The sequence below is a fragment of the Dorea sp. AF24-7LB genome, from assembly GCF_003478575.1.
Lineage (GTDB): Bacteria > Bacillota > Clostridia > Lachnospirales > Lachnospiraceae > Dorea_D > Dorea_D hominis.
The window spans coordinates 1-18816 of sequence record NZ_QUFR01000018.1; the positions used below are offsets into that span (position 1 = coordinate 1).

General features: G+C 40.6%; 18 protein-coding genes. 15 read left to right on the plus strand and 3 right to left on the minus strand.

Annotated elements, in window-relative coordinates; all coding sequences use genetic code 11:
* Positions 1–181: 181 nt before the first annotated feature.
* Both DWY31_RS13010 and DWY31_RS13015 read left to right on the plus strand, forming a co-directional pair.
* Positions 182–1564, plus strand: a complete 1383-nt coding sequence (locus DWY31_RS13010) for an NCS2 family permease (RefSeq protein ID WP_021861267.1) — start codon at positions 182–184, stop codon at positions 1562–1564.
* Positions 1565–1583: 19 nt separating this feature from the next.
* Positions 1584–3440 carry an ABC-F family ATP-binding cassette domain-containing protein gene (locus DWY31_RS13015; protein WP_021861268.1) on the plus strand — a complete coding sequence of 619 codons (1857 nt, stop codon included), beginning with the start codon at positions 1584–1586 and terminating at the stop codon, positions 3438–3440.
* Here DWY31_RS13015 and DWY31_RS13020 read toward each other — a convergent pair.
* The gene (locus DWY31_RS13020) at positions 3410–4228 is read right to left on the minus strand and encodes a polysaccharide deacetylase family protein (protein WP_118520866.1); all 819 of its coding nucleotides are present in this window, start codon (positions 4226–4228) and stop codon (positions 3410–3412) included. The genes DWY31_RS13015 and DWY31_RS13020 overlap by 31 nt on opposite strands.
* 164 nt (positions 4229–4392) lie before the next feature.
* Between DWY31_RS13020 and DWY31_RS13025 the strand changes: the two genes are divergently transcribed.
* Entirely contained in the window at positions 4393–4896 is a 504-nt protein-coding gene (locus tag DWY31_RS13025; RefSeq protein ID WP_021861270.1) for a CarD family transcriptional regulator, read from the plus strand.
* A gap of 197 nt (positions 4897–5093) precedes the next feature.
* On the opposite strand, the gene DWY31_RS13030 is transcribed toward DWY31_RS13025, so the two are convergent.
* Both DWY31_RS13030 and DWY31_RS13035 read right to left on the minus strand, forming a co-directional pair.
* Positions 5094–6137, minus strand: a complete 1044-nt coding sequence (locus tag DWY31_RS13030; RefSeq protein ID WP_118520868.1) for an ABC transporter substrate-binding protein — start codon at positions 6135–6137, stop codon at positions 5094–5096.
* A gap of 10 nt (positions 6138–6147) precedes the next feature.
* The gene (locus DWY31_RS13035) at positions 6148–6408 is read right to left on the minus strand and encodes a hypothetical protein (RefSeq protein WP_118520870.1); all 261 of its coding nucleotides are present in this window, start codon (positions 6406–6408) and stop codon (positions 6148–6150) included.
* A 229-nt stretch (positions 6409–6637) separates the two neighbouring features.
* Here DWY31_RS13035 and DWY31_RS13040 point away from each other — a divergent pair, with 229 nt between their 5' ends.
* From DWY31_RS13040 to DWY31_RS13085, 12 genes are all read left to right on the plus strand, one after another.
* Entirely contained in the window at positions 6638–7228 is a 591-nt protein-coding gene (locus DWY31_RS13040) for a methylated-DNA--[protein]-cysteine S-methyltransferase (RefSeq protein WP_118520872.1), read from the plus strand.
* A 157-nt stretch (positions 7229–7385) separates the two neighbouring features.
* Entirely contained in the window at positions 7386–8288 is a 903-nt protein-coding gene (locus tag DWY31_RS13045) for a hypothetical protein (RefSeq protein ID WP_118520874.1), read from the plus strand.
* A gap of 120 nt (positions 8289–8408) precedes the next feature.
* A complete protein-coding gene (locus DWY31_RS13050; protein ID WP_243060597.1) occupies positions 8409–10463 on the plus strand; it encodes a metallophosphoesterase in 2055 nt (684 codons plus the stop codon).
* Between the two features lie 84 nt (positions 10464–10547).
* A complete protein-coding gene (locus tag DWY31_RS13055; protein ID WP_118520878.1) occupies positions 10548–11693 on the plus strand; it encodes a YibE/F family protein in 1146 nt (381 codons plus the stop codon).
* A gap of 180 nt (positions 11694–11873) precedes the next feature.
* The gene (locus tag DWY31_RS13965; RefSeq protein WP_021861277.1) at positions 11874–12011 is read left to right on the plus strand and encodes a hypothetical protein; all 138 of its coding nucleotides are present in this window, start codon (positions 11874–11876) and stop codon (positions 12009–12011) included.
* A gap of 47 nt (positions 12012–12058) precedes the next feature.
* Complete coding sequence (locus tag DWY31_RS13970) at positions 12059–12196, plus strand: hypothetical protein (protein ID WP_021861278.1); 138 nt, start codon at positions 12059–12061, stop codon at positions 12194–12196.
* A 49-nt stretch (positions 12197–12245) separates the two neighbouring features.
* A complete protein-coding gene (locus DWY31_RS13060; RefSeq protein WP_118520880.1) occupies positions 12246–12659 on the plus strand; it encodes a C-GCAxxG-C-C family protein in 414 nt (137 codons plus the stop codon).
* Positions 12660–12689: 30 nt separating this feature from the next.
* Entirely contained in the window at positions 12690–14249 is a 1560-nt protein-coding gene (locus tag DWY31_RS13065) for an RNA polymerase sigma factor (protein ID WP_118520882.1), read from the plus strand.
* A gap of 130 nt (positions 14250–14379) precedes the next feature.
* Positions 14380–15414, plus strand: a complete 1035-nt coding sequence (locus DWY31_RS13070) for a fibronectin type III domain-containing protein (protein ID WP_118520884.1) — start codon at positions 14380–14382, stop codon at positions 15412–15414.
* 195 nt (positions 15415–15609) lie between these two features.
* A complete protein-coding gene (locus DWY31_RS13075) occupies positions 15610–16143 on the plus strand; it encodes a TIGR00730 family Rossman fold protein (protein WP_118520886.1) in 534 nt (177 codons plus the stop codon).
* A gap of 1 nt (position 16144) precedes the next feature.
* Positions 16145–17254, plus strand: a complete 1110-nt coding sequence (locus DWY31_RS13080; protein ID WP_118520888.1) for a YkvI family membrane protein — start codon at positions 16145–16147, stop codon at positions 17252–17254.
* Between the two features lie 88 nt (positions 17255–17342).
* Complete coding sequence (locus tag DWY31_RS13085; protein WP_186855750.1) at positions 17343–18701, plus strand: M20 family metallopeptidase; 1359 nt, start codon at positions 17343–17345, stop codon at positions 18699–18701.
* Positions 18702–18816 lie beyond the last annotated feature (115 nt).

The following is an 18816-nucleotide window of genomic DNA, read 5'->3' on the forward strand; positions in this document are numbered from 1 at the left end:
ACTAACTGCCACGTCCTACTTTTGAATTAATGTGTTTTGCTCATCTCTATAATATAGATGAAAAAGTGTTTTCAAGAAATAGAGCCATTTACTTTATGGCTCTATTTTGTTAGAATGAAACTGTTATTGTTACCTGGGAAACTATGTTTCTAAATTAATGAGAGGACAAGGAGGAAAACACATGTTAGAAAAAGTTTTCAAACTACGTGAGAACGGCACAGATGTGAAGACAGAAGTTATTGCCGGAATCACAACATTTATGACAATGGCATATATTCTTGCAGTTAATCCAAGTATTATGTCAGCAGCAGGTATGGATTCAGGTGCAGTCTTTACAGCAACAGCACTGGCAGCATTACTTGGCACAGTCCTGATGGCGGTATTTGCAAACTATCCGTTTGCACTTGCACCAGGTATGGGACTGAATGCATATTTTGCATATACAGTTGTAGGCGTCTACGGATACAGCTGGAAAGTTGCATTAACAGCAGTATTTGCAGAAGGTATTATCTTTATTATTCTGTCTGCAACAAATGTCCGTGAAGCAATTTTCAATGCAATTCCGAAGAACTTAAAAGCTGCAGTCAGCGTAGGTATCGGTCTGTTCATCGCATTTATCGGTTTACAAAATGCTAAGATTGTAATCGGAGGATCTACACTGCTTCAGTTATATTCACTGGATAACTACAATGCGGCAAATGGCGTAAAAGCTACTTTCCATGATGTAGGAATCACAGTACTTCTTGCAATTATCGGTATTCTGATCACAGGAATCTTAGTTATAAGAAATATCAAGGGAAATATTTTATGGGGAATCTTGATCACATGGCTGTTAGGAATCGGATGTCAGTTCGCAGGAATCTATGTACCGAATCCGGATGTTGGATTCTACAGTCTGCTTCCTGATTTCAGCAACGGACTTTCTATTCCAAGTATTGCTCCGGTATTTGCAAAGCTGGATTTCCATTCTATGTTTTCACTGAACTTTATTGTGGTTGTATTTGCCTTCCTGTTTGTAGATATGTTTGATACGATCGGAACTCTGATTGGTGTATCTTCCAAAGCAAACATGCTGGATGAAGATGGAAAACTGCCACATATCAAAGGGGCATTAATGGCAGATGCGGTAGCAACAACAGCAGGAGCTGTTCTTGGTACTTCTACAACAACAACTTTCGTTGAAAGTGCATCCGGTGTTACAGAAGGCGGAAGAACCGGACTCACAGCAGTTACAACAGCGATCCTTTTCGGACTGTCACTGTTTCTGTCACCGATCTTCCTTGCCATCCCGTCCTTTGCAACAGCACCGGCACTTGTCATCGTTGGATTCTATATGCTGACAAACGTTGTAAATATTGATTTCTCAGATGTTTCTGAAGCAATTCCATGTTACATCTGTATCGGAGCTATGCCGTTCTTCTACAGCATTTCCGAAGGAATCTCTATGGGGGTTATCACATATGTAGTATTAAATCTTCTGACAGGTAAGGCAAAAGAGAAGAAAATCAGTGCACTGATGTATGTGCTTGCAGTTTTATTTGTATTAAAATATATCTTCCTGTAAAAGAAAGGCTGGATTTAGCATGAATTTATTTACAATGGAAAATATTACAAAATCATACACAGACCGGATACTTCTGGATGATGTAGGATTTAGTATTAATGAAAATGAAAAAATCGGTGTGATCGGTGTAAACGGAATGGGAAAATCAACTCTGTTGAAAGTGGTTGCAGGGATTGAAGAAGCAGATGCCGGAAAGATCAGTATGGGTAATCAGGTGAAAATCTGCTATCTTCCGCAGACACCGGTATTTACACCTGGAACAACGATTTTGCAGGCTGCGGTCGGCGGAAATATGGAAGAATGGAACCGCTGGACGATAGAAGCGGATGCAAGATCCATGCTGAACCAGCTCGGTTTTGCGGATTATGAAGAAAAAGTAGAGCATATGTCCGGCGGACAGAAGAAGCGTGTTGCGTTAGTCAACGCGCTTCTGACGCCTGCGGACATTCTGATCTTGGATGAGCCGACCAACCATTTGGACAATGCGATGTCAGAGTGGCTGGAAAATTATCTGATCTCATTTCGCGGTGCGGTTCTGATGGTTACACATGATCGCTATTTCCTTGACCGTATCGCAACCAGGATCGTAGAAGTGGACAAAGGAAAGCTATACAGTTATCCGGGAAATTATGCGAAGTTTGTGGAACTGAAAGAAGAGCGTCAGAATATGGCACTTGCAACAGAACGCAAGAGAAAAAGCCTGCTTCGGACAGAGCTTGAATGGCTGCACCGTGGCGCACGTGCACGAAGCACGAAACAGAAAGCACATATTGACCGTATTCAGGCAATGCAGGAGATGAAGGATATTCAGGAAGAAAAGCAGGTACTGCTTACGTCTACCGCATCACGGATGGGAAATAAAACAATTGAGCTTTCTGATATTTCCAAATCCTATGGGAATCATCTGCTGATCCGGGATTATAATTATATTTTTCTGAAAAATGACCGGATTGGAATTATCGGACCGAACGGATGTGGAAAGACAACGTTACTTAAGATCATCAATGGAATTGTGAAACCGGATACCGGAACGATAGAAATCGGGCAGACAATACGGATCGGCTATTTTTCTCAGGAGAATGAATACATGGATGATTCAATGAAAGTCATCGACTATGTGAAAGAAGCGGGAGAGTACATTCAGACTTCGGATGGAAGAATCACAGCATCACAGATGCTAGAGCGTTTCCTGTTTGAGGGAGCGATCCAGTGGTCAAAGATTGAGAAGCTTTCTGGTGGTGAGAAGAGGAGACTGTATCTTCTGCGGATTCTGATGAGTGCGCCGAATGTGCTGATCCTGGATGAGCCGACCAACGATCTGGATATCCAGACACTTACAATTCTTGAAAATTATCTGGACGGTTTTGATGGAATCATCATTGTCGTATCGCATGACCGCTACTTCCTTGACCGGACAGTAAGAAGAATCTTTGCATTTGAGGGAGAAGGGGCGATCCGCCAGTATGAAGGAGGATATTCTGACTATCTGATTCGTAAAGAACTGGAAGGACTGCCGGATATGACAGTTAAAAGTATGGGAGTCGGTTCCGCAGCACAGACGGAGAAGTCCGGAAGTGAGAATAGCGCTGAGGATAGTCGTGTAACATGGAAAAAACATGATAAGAAATTAAAATTCTCCTACAAAGAACAGCGGGAATTTGAGACGATCGATGAGGAGATCACTGCACTGGAAGAGAAGATTGAAGTTCTGGATGCCCAGATGCTGGAAAACGCCTCCAATTCTGTGAAGTTAAATGAACTTCTCGAGAAAAAGGAAGAAGTGAGCCAGCAGCTGGACGAGAAAATGGACCGGTGGGTTTATCTAAATGATCTGAATGAACAGATTCAGGAAGCGGCAAATTCTTCTAAAGAATAAAAATGATATCCCATATCTTCCCAGCGTGTAAGCAGTTCGTCAAGAATGGAACCGTTGGTAGAAGAAGTATTATGTAATAAAACAATAGCACCGGGATGAATACGAGGAAGAAGCTTTTTAAAAGCTTCTTCTTTTGTTGGCTGTTTATCGGCATACCAGTCCACATAGGCAAGACTCCAGAAGAAAGTATGATAACCTGTTTCCTTTGCCATCTTAAGATTAGAGATGCTGTATTTGCCCTGTGGTGGCCGGTAGAAGCGAGTCATTTTCTCACCGGTGAGCTGCTTATAAGCAGTTTCCACATCTTTTAATTCTTTTTCAAAAGCCTCTTTTGTGGCAATTTTAGACATATCGGGATGGTGATACGTGTGATTGCCGACAATATGTCCTTCTTTATGGATTCTTTTTACAAGCTCCGGATTGGAAGTAATAAAGTTACCGACAACAAAGAAGGTTGCTTTGGCGTGATGGGTTTTCAGTGTATCAAGGATCTTGCCTGTATTTCCATTTTCATAACCACAATCAAAAGTCAGATAGATTTTCTTTTTATTGGTGTCTGCTGCGTAGTGGGCATTATATTTTTTCAGTTCATCGATAGTTGCATTTGCAGTGGGTCGGGTTCCATCTTTCTGGAATCCGAGACCCCAGTTTTCTACAGCTTCGGATGATGCAGCAGTTTCGGTAGATGAAGAAGGAAGAGAGAAAAGAGAAGCGAGATATCTTCCGGAGAAGAAGGAGTAGACAAATAAGAGTCCGATTCCGGCAAATTTCAAAAGTGTTTTTTTCATAGAGAGTCTCCAAAAGTCCGATTGATTATTAAGATATATGCCATAGACAGAAATTTTATGAATAATAGTAAAAAAATCTTACATAATATGAAAAAAATTGCTATAATTGTATTATAAGAGGGAAAATGTGCTGTAGTTTGTCAGATGATGAGATGGAGGAAGATATGTTTAAAATAGGTGATTATGTAGCACATTATAAAGAAGGTGTGTGTCAGGTTGTAGATATTGGAAAAATCAGTTTGAGTTGTTCTGACAACGAGAAAGAGTATTATACGTTAAAGCCAATTTATGATAAAGACGGAACGGTATATACCCCGGTGGAGAACAAGAAGAACCAGATTCGGGAAGTTATTACAAAACAGGAAGCGGAGACGTTGATCGCACAGCTGGGTGATATTGAACAACTGACTGTGACAGATGAGAAGAAACGTGAAGGACTTTACAAAGAAGCAATGCTGAAAAATCAGTGCAGAGAATGGATCGTTATTATTAAAACCTCTTATGAAAGAAAGATGGAGCGGCTTTCCAGAGGAAAGAAAGTTACACATGTGGATGACAGGTATCTTGGAATTGCGGAGAAATTTCTCTGCGGCGAGCTGGCGGTGGCGCTGGAGATGAGTCGTGAAGAGGTGAAAGGATACTTAAGCAGCCAGATGAAGGGAGCATAATTCGAGAAGAATTGTAATTGGTATTTATATGGGGATGATTATAATTTCAAAGAGCAGGAACGGTCAGAAGGAGTAGAGTATTTCTGACTGTTCCTGCTTATTTTGCCTCTGTTGTCATAAAATCCAATGGCAGGTTATGCAAATTATGGCAGAGAGAAAAATGCGCTACGCTTACATGCAGTATTTGACAACAAATTTTATCTTTCAGCTGCTTTTTCGGCATAAGTGGTTGTTACAAGGTCATCATATGGAGCGCGTTTTGTGAGCTCACCGGAGTTTTCCAGGATATCCTGTAAGAGGTCAAAGCTTTTCTTTTCAAAAATCAGATTATCTTTCCATGTATCCTGATTATAGTAGCGGGTAAGGATTGTAGTGATGGTGCCATGATCTGTTTCTTTAAATTGAGGGGCGATAACGCTTGCGATTTCTTCCGGGGAATGTGACTGTACATAATCCATACCTTTTTGCAGTGCGTTTGTAAAGTTTTGGATGACAGAGGCGTTCTTTTTGATATAAGACTGTTTTGCACAGAATGCAGTATATGGAACATAGCCGCTGTCAGTGCCAAGAGAAGCGACAACGTAACCTTTGCCTTCTTTTTCGAGATTGGTTGCACCTGGTTCAAATTCTACAGTAAAGTCAGCCGGTGTCTTTTTTTCAGCGAAAGCGGCAGCAGTTGAACCAAAATCAATGTTCTGATTGATGGACAGATCTTTGGACGGATCAATGCCATTTTTCTTTAAGGTATACTCAAATACCATTTCCGGCATTCCACCTTTTCTTCCGCCAAGTACTTTCTTGCCTTTTAAGTCTTCCCATTTAAAATTATCCAGTTTTTCTCTGGCTACAAGGAAATTTCCTGCGCGCTGTGTCAACTGTGCAAAGTTGACAACATAATCATTTGCTCCTTCGTTGTAGGTATAGATGGAAGCTTCAGATCCCATGAATCCGATATCAGCACTTCCGGAAATGACAGCAGTCATTGTCTTGTCAGCACCAAAACCGGTCTGGAGTGTAAGGGCAATTCCTTCATCTTTGAAATAACCTTTCTCGATGGCAACATACATCGGTGCGTAAAAGATGGAATGAGCAACTTCGTTTAAAGTAACCGGAGTCATTTCTGTTGATGTTTTTTCGCTTTTGGTTGAATCTGAAGTTGTTTCTTTTGTGGAAGCACATCCGAAAATGGTAGTGACAGATACTGCAAGAAGCAGAAGAAATGCGGAAATATGCTTTTTCATATATTCCTCCCTATGAAATAAGTTCTATGATGTATAGTATATTCCGCAGAGTTGAAAAGGTGATGTGGCCAGTGTAGGAGCGCAGGTCAATATAGTCTGTCTGAAGATTTGAAAGCGATTGCATGACCGTCTGTTCAGCAGTGTCGGTCATCCGATAGCCAGTTTCGATGGTTGCTGTGACTGCATTTGTACAGGTTTCTTTGTTAAGCATAAATGTACCGAAACCTGCAAGTGGCATTTGAATGCCGTTATTTAAAGCTAAATATTCCATGTTCAATCCTCCACTATTGTATTTACTCGGAGTAACTCTCTGTGCTATATTTATCCTAACAAGTTCGTGCAACACGAAGTCAAGAAAAAATTTAGTGGACGTAAAATGTAAAAGTAAATTTCCGAATATAAAATTTAATTCCGGGCAACTGGATGCAGGGAATCAAATGTTTGAAAGGGTGTGGCGCATTATGAAGGAATCTTTATAACGAAAAAGGAGAAGCATTGATATGATATATACTTGCAAATATAAATCACCAATTGGCAACATCCTTTTAGCAGCTGATGAAATCGGTCTTACCGGTTTGTGGTTTGAAGGGCAGAAACATTTTGCAAATACACTTTCGGATGAGCATATTTCACAGGAAACGAAGATTCTTACAGAGGCAAAAAAATGGCTGGATATCTATTTTTCCGGGAAAGAACCAGAATTTACACCGCCTCTTAATCCAGAAGGAACAGAATTCAGACATAATGTATGGCAGATCTTATTGCAGATTCCATATGGACAGACAATCACATACGGAGAAATTGCCCGTAAAGTGGCTGAGATGAAAAATACTTCCTATATGTCTGCACAGGCAGTAGGCGGTGCAGTCGGACATAATGAAATTTCTGTTATCATTCCCTGTCACCGTGTAGTGGGAACAAATGGCAGTCTGACAGGATATGCCGGAGGAATTGATAAGAAAATTGCACTGCTTGAGTTAGAACATATAGATATAAATGCTGGCACAGGGAAAAAAACTTGCAGAAGAAAGTCAGATGAAGAACAAATAAAAGAAGTTGCCGTGAAATATGTCTGCCGTTTGCATATGTGATGAGTATCCACCAAATGCAAGCCTGACAATGATTGGACTGGCTGTACCAGTATATACAACGGTGGGAGTTGTTATGAGTGCGGTCTACTATATCTGCATGAACAGAAAAAACAATGTTGGAATAGCAGATAAATAAGTGATTTGAGGAACATATAAAATGAAAAAAGATACAGCATATTATCATCTTCCGGGATTGTTCGAGTTTTATGAATTTTATCGTGTATTTCTGCCGTTATTTCGTGAACACAGAGAATATTTTTACAACTGGTGCGAGATTGGTTCCATCTACGGGGCACCTGCTGACTGTCTCTGGGGTGGTGGACGTGCCGGATTCGGAGATGGGAGTCCACAGGATGTACTGGCGTTGATGAAGGAATACGGAATATCCGCCCGTTTGACATTTAGCAATTCCCTGCTTAAAGAAGAGCATCTTACAGATAAAAAATGTAATGCACTCTGTGCATTGTTTGCACATGACAGCGCGGTGAAAAATGGAGTGATCGTTTACGCAGACTTGCTGGTGGATCATCTGCGCAGAAATTATCCGGACCTTTATCTGGTATCTTCGACAACAAAGGTTCTGAAAGATTTCATACAGCTGCATGAGGAAGTAATAAGAGATGAATTTCAGTTTGTTGTGCCGGATTTCCGGCTGAATAAAGCATTTGATAAGTTAGATACGCTGTCTGCCGGACAGAAGGATAAAATAGAATTTCTCTGTAATGAATGTTGCTATTTTGGCTGCAAAGACAGAAAAGAGTGTTATGAAACGGTCAGCCGCAGAAATTTGGGGGAAGACTGCAGCGATTTCCATTGCAATGCACCGGATTCAGAAGGCGGGTATCGATTTTCAAAAGCCATGAAGAATCAGGGATTTATTGGTATCCAGGATATTCAGAAGAGATATCTGCCAATGGGATTTTCTAATTTTAAAATTGAAGGACGAAGCCTTGGCAGTGCCCTGATCCTGGAATTCCTGCTGTATTACATGACAAAGCCGGAATACCAGCTTAAGGTCAGGGAAGAAATTTATCTGGACAATATGCTGGATCTGTTTTAATATCGTAAACTTACAATCTTTTAACTTAAATTTCCCGATTTTCAATATCAAATTTTTACAATCCTCCTTTATAGTGAATCTCGACATCGAAAATGATCAACTATAAAGGAGGAATCTATTGTGAGAAAGATTCGAAGAAGCGTAGAGAGAAACGCAAAAAAACGTGCAATGAAGGCAGCAGTTTCAGCTATGATGCTGGCAGGTGGAGTTATGATGGCATGTCCATCCACATTATCAAACGTACAGGCGGCAACCGAACACTGGAACGATGCATCAGCTTCTAAATCTGAAAGTTGGAATTTATGGAAAGAAAACTGGGATAAATATAGTAAAAATTATGAGAATGTATCTTTAACACCTGGTGCAGATGAGACACAGCTCAATTTTGCTTACTATAGCAAAACAGCAGAAACACCAAAAGTAAAAATTGCCACAAATAAAGATATGACTGATGCGAAAGAAGTGGAAGGCGCTCAGACAGAGGCAGTGCAGATCGATGGAGAGCAGTATTATTCTAATAAAGCAACGGTAGAAGGATTAAAAGAGAATACAACTTATTATTATCAGGTATTTCAGGATGGCAAATATCAGGACGCACAAAAGTATGCAACGAAGTCTTTCCAAAAGTATTCCTTCTTATATGTAGGAGATCCACAGATCGGAGCTTCTTCCGGACAGACAAGTACAGATGGCGAAGTTATGAAAAATAATAATCTTGCTGCAAGAAATGACGGATACAACTGGAACAATGTGTTAAATAATGCAGTAAAACGTAATCCACAGTTAAGTTTTGTCGCTTCCGCAGGTGATCAGGTGAATACCAACAATAATGAAGTACAATATGCGGCATATCTTGGCGCAGACGCACTCCGGTCACTTCCGGTAGCAACAACTATCGGTAACCATGATTCTGCTTCTGCTCAGTACAGCATGCATTATAATAACCCGAATGCATTTGATACAAGTGGTTATAAAAACAAAACCCAGTACACAGAAGGACACACGGCAGCGGGAACAGATTATTACTATACATATGGAAATACATTATTCATCGTGCTGGACACAAACAATTACAACTGTGCAACACATGAAAATGTAATGCGCAAAGCGATTAAGGAAAATCCAGATGTGAAATGGAAAGTAGTAATGTTCCACCATGATATTTACGGATCAGGATATGATCACTCTGATTCTGACGGTATGGTTCTCAGAACACAGCTTACACCGCTTATGGATAAATATGACATCGATGTAGTAATGCAGGGACATGACCATACTTATTCCAGAACTTATCAGTTACAGGGTGATGGAAAAACACACGACAAATTCTTTAAGACAGAAGATACGGCAAATTATTCAAAAGAAAATAACTGCTATGAGATTGTAAACAAAACCCAGAGCGGTACAGTTGTAAATCCAGAAGGAACGGTTTATCTGGAAGCAAATTCAGCAACCGGATCTAAATATTACAATCTGATCACAGCAAAACAGGATTACATCTCTGAGAGAAGCCAGACATGGACACCAAGTTATTCAGTAGTAAATGTAACAGATGATACATTTGAAGTAGAAGTCTATGATGCAGATACAGGAAATAAACTGGATGGATCATCTTCTTACAAAATTGTAAAAAAAGACGTTGTGGAAGCAAAAGACCAGAAGATTACTGCAACAGCTTCTTATACAAAAACAGAGACTTCAAAAGCATTCAAGTTAAACGCAAAGACAAATGGAAATGGTAAACTGACTTACCAGACATCTAATAAATCTGTAGCAGCAGTCGATGCAAATGGAAAAGTAACCGTGAAAGCTCCTGGTAAGACAACCATCACAGTGAAGGCAGCTGCAACAGATACTTATAAGACAGCAACGAAGAAAATCACAATTACTGTTGCACCGAAGAAACAGAGGATTGCTCTGAACAATAAAAAGGCAGCACAGCTGACCGTAAAATGGAATAAAAATAAAAAGGTTTCCGGATACGAATTCGTATATGCTGATAACAAAAACTTCAAAAAAGCAAAAACAGTAAGAAAATCAAATGCGACAACTTATACAGTGAAGAAACTGAAAACAGGAAAAACCTATTATGTAAAAGCACGTGCTTATAAGACAGTGGCTGGAAAACAAATCTACGGAGCATTCAGCTCAGTCAAGAAAGCAACAATCAAATAACATTACAAAAAAGGGAGCCTGTACTTGAACCGGATTCAAGTATGGGTTTTCTTTGCTACATAGAAAAGGATGAAAAAATAGAAAATGAAAAAAACAATGACATGGAAAAAACTTGTAATCCTTGGGATTACAGTTCTTATATTTGGAATGATTCTATATAAATGTAATGATTTTCAAAAAGCGACTCTGGCATCTTATAAAGGACAGACTTATGAAAGAGGTGTTGTCACAAAAATTGTGGAAGATAATCTTGCAGAGGATGGAAATCGTTATGGAACGCAGAAAGTCCAGGTGAAAATGATATCCGGGACATTCAAGGGACAGAAAAAAGAAGCCATCAATCCGAGTGGAACTTTATTTGGGGCAGAATGTAAAGTAGGAATGAAAATTATTGTAATTGTAAATAAGAGTGGGGATAATGCGGGATTTACAGTATACAGTCAGGATCGTACGATACCAATCTATGTATTTGCATTTATTTTTGCTGCAGTGGTGTGTCTGATCGGAGGAAAAAAAGGAATTTACGCTGTGTTAAGTCTTGTATTTGCATTTGTATGTATTATCTGGCTGATGTTCCCGCTTATGTATCAAGGAATTTCTCCGATTTTCCTGACAATCATTGTTGCGGTGCTTACGACAATCATAACATTGGGGTTACTTGGAGGAATTTCAGAGAAAACAGTGGCGGCAATTCTAGGTACAGCCATTGGAGTGATTATTGCGGCAGTGGCGGCGATCATCTTTGGAAAAGCGGCAGGAATTACAGGCTTTAATGTATCAGATATAGAGGCACTCAATTATGTCGGACAAAATACGAAAATTAAAATTGGAGAATTGCTTTTCGCCGGTATTATTATTTCAGCACTGGGAGCAGTCATGGACGTTGGAATGTCTATCGCATCAACCATACAGGAAATATATGAGACAGATAAGACATTATCGATGAAGCAGTTGTTCCTTTCCGGCATCAATGTCGGACGGGACATGATGGGAACAATGACGAACACACTGATCTTTGCATATGTCGGTGGCGCAATGACAACACTTGTTCTTAATTACGCATATGATCTGAGTTATTTGCAGCTGGCAAATTCTTATGTGATTGGAATCGAGATCATGCAGAGCTTGTCCGGAAGCCTTGGAGTTATTCTGACAGTGCCGGTTACGGCGTTTATAGCAGCGTTTTTGATTGGAAGAAAAGGAAAAAACGAATTGACTTGTGAAAAGTAATTCGTTATGGTGTATATATGTGAGAAAAATGCAGATGATTTAATCGTATATAACTAAAATGGCCAATACAGATAAATGAAAATAAAGTAGTGACACAAAGGAAAGAATTATCCAAGAGTCAAGATTGTCATACATACTAATATAAGTATTAGTCATAATACAAAAAGAGAACTATAATAAATGTGTACGATAAAAAGAAAGTCTTACACATTTTTTAATGTAAAATTTAAGAAGGTAATTACAATGGCAAAGAAACTGGTTGCATATTTCAGTGCAAGTGGAACAACAAAGAGAGTTGCTTCTGAACCGTGCAAATAAACAGGAAATTGAAAAATGGGCAAAATCACTGTAGGAGGACGATAAAAATGCAGGTTGGAATGTTTAATGTTACATTCGAGCCGGCATGTCGAAATGACTGGCACGGAGCAGCTCCGGACAGCTGGTTCAGTCATCTTGCAATTATTGCGAAGAAAGCGGGGAATGAGTATAATAAGACACAGTGAAAAAGCAATAAGTATCATCAAATACAACAAAGACCAGGAGGAAGACAAAATGAGCGCAAAAACAGAATATGCAGTAAAATTACATAAAAATGGATGCAACTGTGCACAGGCAGTAGCCTGCACATTTTGCAAAGAATTTGGGATTGTCGAGCAGGAAATGTTCCGGATCGCGGAAGGTTTTGGACTTGGCATGGGCGTGATGGAGGTGTGCGGTGCGCTTTCCGGAATGGCAATGATCATTGGTCTGGATAACAGTAAAGGGAATGTAGAAGAAGGTTCCCCGTCAAAAGGAGATACCTATAAGAAAATTAAAACTTATGTCCAGAAGTTTAAAGAGAAAAATGGTTCCTGCATCTGTCGTGAATTAAAAGGTGTGGATACAGGGAAAGTCCTGTGCAGCTGCCCGCAGTGTATCGCAGATGCAGTAGAGCTGACGGAAGAATATTTAAAATCTGCGAAATAAAAGGAAATTACGACTAAGAAGAGGGTAAATATGGATCTTAAGACAGCAATTGCACAGGCAGTAAAAGGCGATGAGAGAGGATTCGCCTATCTATATGAACAGACCTGTCAGAAAAAATATTATCTGGCCTTACAGTATATGAAGAACAAAGAGGCAGCAGAAGATGTGCTGCAGGAAGCGTATTTGAAAGCATTTCAGAAACTGCCAACGCTTCAGAACCCAGAAGCATTTGAAGGCTGGCTTGGAATGATCGTGGCAAATACGGCGAAAAATATGCTGGCAAAGAAGAATCCGATGTTGTTTTCAGAGCTTGCTGTGGATGGGGAAGGCGAAGAATATGTGTATGATGTAGAGGATGACAATCCAGAAAATCAGCCGGAACTTGCCTATACACAGGAAGAGACGAAAGAACTGGTGCATGAGATGATGGATACGCTTTCGGAAGAACAGCGGATGTGTATTCTGATGTTTCATATTGAAAATATATCCATTTCCGAGATTGCCCGGACAATGGACTGTTCAGAGAATACAGTCAAATCCAGATTAAATTATGGAAGAAAAAATCTGAAGAGTAAAGCAGAGGAAATGCAGAAAAAAGGATACCGGCTGTACAGTGTGGCGCCGATTCCGCTTTTGTTATATTTACTGAGTACCGATCAGAAGGTCATGGCAGCAGAGCCGGCATTTCGTATGGCAGGAGAAAAAGTAGAAGCAGTTGTTTTGAAAAAAGCTACGGCTAAAGCTTCTACGATCGCAGGAAATACAGCAGCGAAGAGCAGTACCTCGGCGGCAGGAAAAGCAGCAGCGAAAGGCACTGCATCTGCGGCAGGAAAAACAGCAGCGAAAGGCACTGCATCCACTGCAGGAAAGATCGCAGCCGGTAAAATCGCAGCGGCAGTTGTTGCAACGTGCATAGTCGGAGCAGGCAGTTACGGAGTGTATCAGTTGAATAACGAAAATCACATGGCAGACCGGCTTTCCAAGGCAGCGACAACCGCACAGATGACAGAAGATACAGATACAACAACAGATACAAAAAGTCATCAAAAGAAAGAAAACAAACAGCAACAGGATAAGAAACAAGATAAAAAACAATCAGATCAGACAGAGATACGGAATTTATACGAGCAGGTGCTGACTGATGTGCAGAATGGAAAATACGAATTTACGCAGATGGAGAATAATACAGACTATTATTATTTTGTCACTGATATCGATGGAGACCAGATCCCGGAACTGGGAGTCGGTCCGAAACAGGACGCGGCACCGATGACAATCTATGATCTGCGCTTGTTTTCCTGTGAACAGACAGCGAACGGGTATGAGCTGGTGACAATTCAGGGTGAAGAGAATGTGGAAGATCTGCATATAGCGGCAGATGGCAATGGACTGCTCATGAATCTGATCACACAGGGAACTGGAATGTGTGAGGTTCACCGGATTACAGTAAGGAACAAAATACTGGTATATGGTTCAGCAGAACAGACATTCCGTATCGATGACACGGCGACTTCTGAGTTTGAAAACAGCAATCAGGAAGTATCCTGGAAAAGCATTACAGATCAAAGCGGATTGCAGGTTTTGAAGTAAAGATAAAAAAATAAAAATTTTTTTCAAATTCTTAAAACTTTTTTCAAACTAGACCTGTCTATATAGTATAATACAAAAATGTAAGCGTAATTTTTTAATTACCCGAAGGCAAAAGAAAAGGAGACATACTATGAAAAAGAAAATGATCACATTCTTATTAACAGCGGCAATGGGATTTGCTGCTTTGTCACCGGCAACCGTACAGGCGGCAGATAATTCTATCGCAACCTATGCAACGGAAAGTACACAGGGAACCATCAAACTGGATCCGAATGGAAGAGCAAAATATTCAAATAAAAATCTCATTAAGGATGCAGTACATTGTTATCGTTTCACACCGAAAACAGCAGGCGATTTAAAAACAATTGTAAAAGCGGGGAAAGCAGATGTAAATATACGTTTGGTAGAAGAGTTTTCTGATGATGTACTGAGTAAGTGGGCAGACCGGTGGAGTACAAGCCAGGAATACACGCAAACCTATTCTCTGAGTAAAGGAGCAACCTATCTGATCGAGGTAAAGAACAGTGTCTCAGATACAAGCAGTAATCCGTATAACGTTACTTTCCAGTTTAAAGGATATAAAGAGACTTTTCCGGAAAACTTCGTAAATCAGGTAGAGGAAAAATATGATGCCAGAACAGTTGGTCTGAATAAGACATATTATGGATTTAATGGAATCGGATCCGATGTAGACTGGTTTAAATTTACGGTAGTATCCAAAGGAGCATTGGTATATTCCGGCGAGGCGTCTAAGGATGTTTATAACAGCAATGGAGATCATATCGATAATTGGTGGCTGGATTCCCTTGGGAAAGGTACTTACTACATAAAAATCTCCGGAAAGGGACATGGCGGATACAATTTCCGGATTAGTGATGAAAAAGCTGCAAGACCGAAAGCTACTTCTGTTACAAAACTGAGCAGCGGCAAAAAGAGCTTTAAAGTAACTGCAAAGAAAGTAACCGCAAAAGGTTATCAGGTACAGTATTCAGAGAAGAGCAACTTCAAAGGAAGCAAGACAAAGACATTTGGTTCAACTTCTTATACAGTCAAAGGATTAAAAGCAAAGAAGAGATACTATGTAAGAGTTCGTGCATACAATAACTATTTAGATCATAAAGTATATTCTTCCTGGTCAGCAAAGAAGTCTGTTAAAACAAAATAAGAACAGAAGAAATTTTGATATGACACATGCAGACAGTCTGGAAACAGGCTATCTGCATATTTTATTGCTATAAAAGCTGTTCATGTGCCGGCTGGTTGTATATAATAAGATTAAAATACAAAGCAACAGGAGAAGAAAATTATTAGCTGAATGTATGAAAACTGACAGATAAATAGAAAAGGCAGGAACATAAGGATGAATATTACAGTATACTTAGGAGCGAACAAAGGAAATGACGATTCTTTGGAGAGAGCCGCAAAAGAACTGGGGCAGTGGATTGGCGACAGTGGACATGCACTCGTCTATGGAGGATCAAAAACCGGACTTATGGGGATTCTGGCGGAAAGCGCAGTGGAATCCGGTGGAAAAGTGACCGGTGTAGAGCCGGAGATGTTCATACAAAGTGAAGTACAGTATGATGGCGTGACCGAGCTGATCGTTACAAAAGATTTCCCGGAGCGGAAGCGTAAGATGATCGAGCTTGGCGATGCATTTATTGCATTTCCCGGTGGGACCGGTACACTGGAAGAAATCGCAGAAGTGATATCGCAGACAGCACTGAAGCAGTTGGATGCACCATGTATTTTATATAATCTGAACGGTTATTATGATGGATTGAAAGCATTGCTTTTCCATATGATTGAGATGGGATTATCGACAGAAGAACGGCAGAAACAGATTTATTTCGTGGAAAATCTTGCGGATATTAAAGCAATTTTAGGAGAATAACATGAAAACAAAAGAAAAAAATGAATTTGTCAGGATTACAACTCTCGGAATTGCGACAGCTTTAATCGGGAGTATGGTTGGACCGGGATTTTCATCCGGCAATGAATTAATGCAGTTTTTTGGAAATTTCGGATATATTGGAGTTGCAGGCGTTCTTGTCTGTGAAACACTGGTTGCGGTTACAGTGATTATGGCGATGCGTTTGGCGCAGAAAATGGATACACCTTATTTTGATAAAGTGGTTTCTCCAATGGGAGATGGTTTCTTTAGTAAACTTCTCCGGCTTTTCTCCATGGTTGTCACACTTGGATTTATGATCGCATGTATACCGGCAATGACAGCAGTCGGAGCAACGGTTCTGGAACAGCAGTTCGGAATGAATTTTCAGGTTGCAGCGATTGTTTATACCTGTTTTGTGGCAGTTCCGGTATTATTTGGAACCGAAGGATTTACAAAATCCATGTCAGCTTTTATCCCATTTGTTGTAATTGCAGGAGTTGTGATCTGCCTCTGCGTATGTATGCAGCCGCAGGCAAAAGCAATTGATTTCCAGAGTCTGCAGGTGACAAACGGATTGATGAAAAACTGGTTTCTGGCGGCACTTTTATATTTCTCTTATAATACAACGGTGGGAATTGCAGTTGTAGTTCCGTTAGGGCAGAAAGCGAAAGACAATCGGAAGATTATCCGAGGAGGAATCCTCGGTGCGGGAGCACTTGCGGCAATGATATGTGTCTGTGTGATCGCGATTATCCGTAATTATGGAAATGTTTATCAGGCTGAACTTCCGACGCTTGTGATGGCGCGTAAGCTGCATCCGGCTGCCGGTACGGTTTATGCAATTATGATGGTAATCTGCATCTGGGCAGCGGCATGTGGTTGTATGTATGCGGTTCTTTCCAGAGCAGAAGAGTGGAAAGTGCAGAAAAAATCAATTGTGAATACGAACTGGTTCCGCGTACTGGTGATGTCGCTTGTCGGGCTTGCCGGAAGCCACTTTGGTTTTTCTGTAATTGTCAGCGTGTTGTATCCGGTTATCGGATATCTGGGATTTGTAATTTTGTTGATTCTGTTTTACAATTATATGAATATGTGTCTGAAAAAAAGATAAGATGAATATGATAGGAGATATTCTGCGCATTGATTAGGAAAATGAGTCGCAGTATAATAGAAACTAGGCAGGAAGAGGAGGCAGAGAAATGAATATAAAAGAAGAAATTCACGCATTATCAGATGAAATGCTGGAAAAATTAGAAAGACTGGTAGTTATTCCGTCCGTAGAAGGCGAACCATTGGAAGGGAAACCATTTGGTGAAGCACCGGCGAAAGCATTGGAAGAGGGACTTCGGATCGCAGACGAGCTTGGCTTTAAGACCGTGAATCTGGATAATTATTGCGGTTATGCCGAGATGGGTGAAGGCGAAGAAATCATAGGTATTGCGGCACACCTGGATGTTGTACCGGAAGGAGACGGATGGACATATGAGCCGTTTGCGCTTACAAGGGATGGCGATTATGTATACGGGCGTGGAACAACAGATGATAAAGGACCGGTTGTAGAAGGATTGTATGCTATGAAGCTGCTCCGTGATTCCGGTGTAAAACTGAATAAAAGAGTGCGCCTGATTATGGGATGCAATGAGGAAAATGGCTCCGAGTGTATGAAACACTACAACAAAGTCGCAGAAGAGCTGTCCTATGGATTTACCCCGGACGCAGATTTCCCATGTATTCACGGAGAGATGGGACAGATGGCGTTAAATGCCTACTCCAAACATACAAAGATCATTTCTATGAATGGTGGATTTGTATTCAATGCAGTATGTGACACTTGTACAACGCTAGTTCCGGCAGAGGAAGGCCTGAAAGAATGTCTAGAAAAAGCGTTTTCAGAATCTGGACTTCCGGAGTACAAAGTAACGGAAGAAAATGGAGAACTTCATATTTACGCGAAAGGAGTACCGGCACATGCAAGCATGCCAACATTAGGAGTAAATGCGGCAGGTGTTACATGTGCGTGCCTTGCAGAAGCGGGATTCGAAGATGATTTTGTTACATATTATAATTCCCATATCGGTACAGCATGCGATGGCTCCGGGATTGGTCTGAAATTTGAAGATGAATTCGGAGTGCTGACTTTGTGCAACGGAACCGTCCGGACAGAAAATGGCACGATTATTTGTACTATTGATGTGCGTGTGCCTGTGACGTTACATCCGGAGGATGTTCGCAAAATGTGTGAAGGTAAATTAGAAGATGAAAACGGCAGGATGGAGATTGAGAAGCTCGGTGAGCCGTTGTTCTATCCAAGAAAGTCTCCGCTTGTAGAAGCGATCTATAGATCGTATGTAGATGTGACAGGTGATACAAAGAATCAGCCGATCGTAATCGGAGGTGGAACATATGCAAAATATCTGAAGAATGTAATTGCATTTGGACCGGAAAAGACGGAGATCGATTATCGTATTCATGGTGCAGATGAGTTTATCCGCATTTCAGATATGGAAGAGGCAGTGCTGATGTATATGGAAGCTTTGAAAAATCTGCTGGCGATCTAATCTGGGATTGACCGATAAAATGAAAAGATGAAATTTTGATTTGTGATTCTTTCATATTTGGAACTCTGTAGTGACTTTTGATGAGAAAAATGATAGAATGAATGTTACGATGTGC

Bases quoted from the DNA above. Each gene is read 5' to 3' on its own strand.
- DWY31_RS13035 (WP_118520870.1), bottom strand. From the start codon at position 6,408: ATGGAATATTTAGCTTTAAATAACGGCATTCAAATGCCACTTGCAGGT.
- DWY31_RS13040 (WP_118520872.1), top strand. From the start codon at position 6,638: ATGATATATACTTGCAAATATAAATCACCAATTGGCAACATCCTTTTA.
- DWY31_RS13020 (WP_118520866.1), bottom strand. From the start codon at position 4,228: ATGAAAAAAACACTTTTGAAATTTGCCGGAATCGGACTCTTATTTGTC.
- DWY31_RS13030 (WP_118520868.1), bottom strand. From the start codon at position 6,137: ATGAAAAAGCATATTTCCGCATTTCTTCTGCTTCTTGCAGTATCTGTC.
- DWY31_RS13970 (WP_021861278.1), top strand. From the start codon at position 12,059: ATGCAGGTTGGAATGTTTAATGTTACATTCGAGCCGGCATGTCGAAAT.
- DWY31_RS13015 (WP_021861268.1), top strand. From the start codon at position 1,584: ATGAATTTATTTACAATGGAAAATATTACAAAATCATACACAGACCGG.
- DWY31_RS13065 (WP_118520882.1), top strand. From the start codon at position 12,690: ATGGATCTTAAGACAGCAATTGCACAGGCAGTAAAAGGCGATGAGAGA.
- DWY31_RS13080 (WP_118520888.1), top strand. From the start codon at position 16,145: ATGAAAACAAAAGAAAAAAATGAATTTGTCAGGATTACAACTCTCGGA.
- DWY31_RS13075 (WP_118520886.1), top strand. From the start codon at position 15,610: ATGAATATTACAGTATACTTAGGAGCGAACAAAGGAAATGACGATTCT.
- DWY31_RS13070 (WP_118520884.1), top strand. From the start codon at position 14,380: ATGAAAAAGAAAATGATCACATTCTTATTAACAGCGGCAATGGGATTT.
- DWY31_RS13060 (WP_118520880.1), top strand. From the start codon at position 12,246: ATGAGCGCAAAAACAGAATATGCAGTAAAATTACATAAAAATGGATGC.
- DWY31_RS13025 (WP_021861270.1), top strand. From the start codon at position 4,393: ATGTTTAAAATAGGTGATTATGTAGCACATTATAAAGAAGGTGTGTGT.
- DWY31_RS13055 (WP_118520878.1), top strand. From the start codon at position 10,548: ATGAAAAAAACAATGACATGGAAAAAACTTGTAATCCTTGGGATTACA.
- DWY31_RS13085 (WP_186855750.1), top strand. From the start codon at position 17,343: ATGAATATAAAAGAAGAAATTCACGCATTATCAGATGAAATGCTGGAA.
- DWY31_RS13045 (WP_118520874.1), top strand. From the start codon at position 7,386: ATGAAAAAAGATACAGCATATTATCATCTTCCGGGATTGTTCGAGTTT.
- DWY31_RS13965 (WP_021861277.1), top strand. From the start codon at position 11,874: ATGTGTACGATAAAAAGAAAGTCTTACACATTTTTTAATGTAAAATTT.
- DWY31_RS13010 (WP_021861267.1), top strand. From the start codon at position 182: ATGTTAGAAAAAGTTTTCAAACTACGTGAGAACGGCACAGATGTGAAG.